Source organism: Larkinella rosea (assembly GCF_003858635.1).
Lineage (GTDB): Bacteria > Bacteroidota > Bacteroidia > Cytophagales > Spirosomataceae > Larkinella > Larkinella rosea.
This window is the reverse complement of the sequence record NZ_RQJO01000014.1, coordinates 1-3,527: the sequence shown is the minus strand read 5'-3', so window position 1 is coordinate 3,527 and position 3,527 is coordinate 1. Positions and strand designations below refer to the sequence as shown.

Sequence of the window (3,527 nt, the reverse complement as noted above, 5' to 3'; positions counted from 1 at the left end):
GCTTTTGTCCAAAAAAATTACTATATTTAGTTTCATTAATAAAGCAACTATTATAGTTATGACAAAGACAACAAAAATCAAAATTGGCCGTGACGCAGGTTCAGGTCAGTTCATTCCCGTTAAGGAGGCCGAGCGCAGACCCAAACAAACGGTTGTCGAGACTATCAAGATTAAAAGGTAACAAAGACTTTACAACAATAAATTATGTAAGCACCTCTGGAGGGTGCTTTTTGCTTTTGTAGACCTATGATAATAGGTAAGCCCCACGACTCTTTGAGCGTGGGGCTATGATAAAAAACCTATCACTTATATGAAGTGAACGAAGTGAACACCTATTTACCTGAAAGTGTCTGTAAAGAAGTAGAGAATCCATCCAGACCATTTTGCCCATTCGGTTAATTCTGTTCTAATTGCTTTACTCCAAGCTTGAAAAAGTTGAGGAGTGAACCTTAACTTTTTAGACCCAGCAACCGTTTGTTTGGGTCTGCGCTTTGCCTCCTTAACGGGAATGAACGGGGCTGAACCTGGGCGGCTTAAGCCGCCCAGGTTCAGCCCCGTTCATTCCCGTTAAGGAGTAGATTACTGTTTTGCTGCTATATCATTACTGTATATTGTGTTTTTTCTTAAAGAAAGAAGCGAGCGGGAACAGTATTCGCTTTGCTCATACTGTTCTATTGCTCTTACAATAATCTGTATATCAATAATTTAGCAATTTAAGACTAACTAATATTATCAGCACGAATCCAGATTTTTTAGTTAAAATGTTGATTATCAGCTAAACTTAACCAGGAATAAGTTCAGATACTTGTTTCAACCTTTATTGGAAAGGGGAATAAGAATTGGAGTTTTAGAGACATGGCAAAAAAGGGGTAAAAGATAAGAGATAGAGCACTATACTATAAACTATTGAAATTCAATAGTTTATAGTATAGTGCAGTAATGACATAGCAGCAAAACAGTAATGACATAGCAGCAAAACAGTAATGACATAGCAGCAAAACAGTAATCTAAAATAGATTACTGTTTTGAAATGTGAAACAAAAAACAGTAATTTGAATCGCGTTACTATATCTCACTTAAATCAGTAGTCATTTTATGAGAGCGAAGACTAAAAAAGTGATATATGAAAAGGAAATCATAAATGTTCAGTCTGGAGAAGTTGTTCAAACTGAACGAGAGACTCAAGTACCAAAAGAGCCAGACTTCATAAAGCTGTATCTAGAGGATTTGGTAATGCTGAAAGATATACCTCAATGGGTCAGTGGCGTACTATATGGTCTTCTGAAGCACATGAATTACCAAAACGAGATAATTCTCAACTCAACTATAAAAAAGCGTGTAGCAATTGAATTAGGTATTGTTCCTAAGACGATTGATAATGCCTTAGTTACTTTCGTCAAAAAAAGTATCCTTCTGCGATTAGATACAGGTGTCTACAAAGCAAATCCATTTTTATTTGGTAAAGGAGAATGGAGTAATATCAGGAAGATTAGATTACAGATAGAATATGGACAAAATGGCAAGGAAGTAGTAACTGAAGTTACTAAAGTAGAGCCTGGTCGACAACTTAATTTAGTTGAAATGCTTGAAGAAATAAGGCAATCTGCCTAATTTTCAATATTGGCCGAACGTTAGCGGCTCTGCTGAGGAGCAACCGTAAGGATAGGCCGACCACGCGACGAGAGTCGTATAGCCCCGGATTGATAGCTTGAAGCCTCCGGGGCTTTTTTATTTGCAAGATTATTCCTTTCTCATAAATGAGTGATTTAAACCAAGCCCGCAAAATAGCAAAAGCTAAGGCTGTAGAAAGACTAGTTAAAACAAGGTTAACTATTTACAGAGAGGAAATAGACGCAGAGATAAGGTTTAATGTAAAGGGAATCAAGGAGTGTATCAATCAACCCTTCTCTAATTACATTGCTAAAATCGACTTAGTTAGAGATAATATAGAGGAAGCCTTAAAAACAGCAAAATATGTCGGTTTTACAGATAAACAGACACATCCTAAAGCACACATTTTAGGATATCATTTCTTTGAAACCACAATTGCAGGAGAAACGGCCTACTTCAACGTACAAGTCACCATTCAGAACGAATTATACCTGTACTCAGTCACTCAGGAAGTTACCTTGTAAAAAAAGCGCCCAACGTGCTTAGAGGAGATGCAATCCAATGCCGGTTTGAGCGCTTACAAGTATAACATTTTTTTCACAAACCTAGTTACACAAACTTCAATTTTTACCTGACGGTATAGGTTTTTTATCATAATCCCACGCTCGAAGAGTCCAAAAAATACAGAGTAAAATTAACTAGCAAACAAAAGTCTTATATACGGGGAATTTCACTCAAAATTTCTTATATTCAGAGCGTTAAACAAAAAAACTCTCTATATATAAATGGTAAAATTTGATTACCTGCAATTGAGAACAGAGGCACAGTATATACAAATCGATAAAAGTAAATTTGATATAACACCAGCCCACCAAAACCAACATGGCCTTGAAACCTTAAGGCTGAGTTCTAAAGCACGAGCAGCCATTAGTAGAAAGGTAAATATCCCAATGCGACGTATAAAAGTTGACATAATAGGGCCATACTTATGCATAAGTGTCACAGCAAAAATTTTGGGACATGACTATTTGGAGCTCATTTCGTCAAAAACTATAGATACCTGTTTTGAGAATCTTGTCAAGTATGGAATACTGCTACAGATTGACAGTAAAGCAATCAAAAATGAAGCGAAATTAACTTCCGTTGAGATAACGAACGACTTTACTTTAGAACACAAACCCATCTTAGAAGATTACAACGTCTTTGCTCAGGCTGTGTTTAATCCATATCAATGGAATCCGAAGATTTGGGAAAACAAAGGCTTCAGTCTTAGCAAATTAGTCAAAGAGGACAAGGAATTTCTCAGTATCTACGACAAGTCAGAAGAAATGAAATTAAGCAGGAACCGTAAGTTGAACCAGAACTATGGTCCCTATCCTCTAAGTGAAGGAAGTATGAGAGCTGAAGCTAAACTTCTATCTGCTAAATCCATACGAAATCATTTCGGAAAAAACTCAATCAGTGACGTATTAGATTCCCAATATAACCCTTTAGGAGAATTGTTTCGGAGGTCATTTATTGACCCTAAAACTATAGGACCACTTGAGAAATTCAACAAATCAGATTTCAAGAATTTGGCACTTGCAACAAATAACCAGTTTGATTATAGACGAATTTCAGATGTCATAAATGCAGATAATCAGAGAAGACACAACCGTGCACGAAAATATCGTGATGTTATGAAAGTAGTCTTAACATCGGACATTCGAACTCGGAAGTCATTGACTTTGCTGAGTGAGATAATTGAAAAAGTATCCTGATTTTCAGCTAATTAAATAGAAAAAAGGTTGCTTTTGTCCAAAAAAATTACTATATTTAGTTTCATTAATAAAGCAACTATTATAGTTATGACAAAGACAACAAAAATCAAAATTGGCCGTGACGCAGGTTCAGGTCAGTTCATTCCCGTTAAGGAG

4 protein-coding genes are annotated in these 3,527 nt (G+C 36.2%); all 4 read left to right on the top strand.

The genetic code is table 11. From position 1 onward, the window contains the following. On the top strand, window positions 1–181 hold a 181-nt coding region (locus EHT25_RS33055; protein WP_221622339.1), incomplete at its 5' end, for a hypothetical protein. Between the two features lie 914 nt (window positions 182–1,095). Beyond that, window positions 1,096–1,611, top strand: coding sequence for a replication/maintenance protein RepL (locus EHT25_RS26415; RefSeq protein ID WP_124878289.1), 516 nt, complete (start codon window positions 1,096–1,098; stop codon window positions 1,609–1,611). A 146-nt stretch (window positions 1,612–1,757) separates the two neighbouring features. Beyond that, on the top strand, window positions 1,758–2,135 hold the full coding sequence (locus EHT25_RS26410; protein WP_124878287.1) for an LPD3 domain-containing protein: 378 nt from the start codon (window positions 1,758–1,760) through the stop codon (window positions 2,133–2,135). A gap of 261 nt (window positions 2,136–2,396) precedes the next feature. Further along, complete coding sequence (locus EHT25_RS26405; protein ID WP_124878285.1) at window positions 2,397–3,371, top strand: hypothetical protein; 975 nt, start codon at window positions 2,397–2,399, stop codon at window positions 3,369–3,371. Window positions 3,372–3,527: the final 156 nt, after the last annotated feature.

Coding starts and splice junctions, on each gene's coding strand:
- EHT25_RS26415 (WP_124878289.1), top strand. CDS start 1,096: ATGAGAGCGAAGACTAAAAAAGTGATATATGAAAAGGAAATCATAAAT.
- EHT25_RS26405 (WP_124878285.1), top strand. CDS start 2,397: ATGGTAAAATTTGATTACCTGCAATTGAGAACAGAGGCACAGTATATA.
- EHT25_RS26410 (WP_124878287.1), top strand. CDS start 1,758: ATGAGTGATTTAAACCAAGCCCGCAAAATAGCAAAAGCTAAGGCTGTA.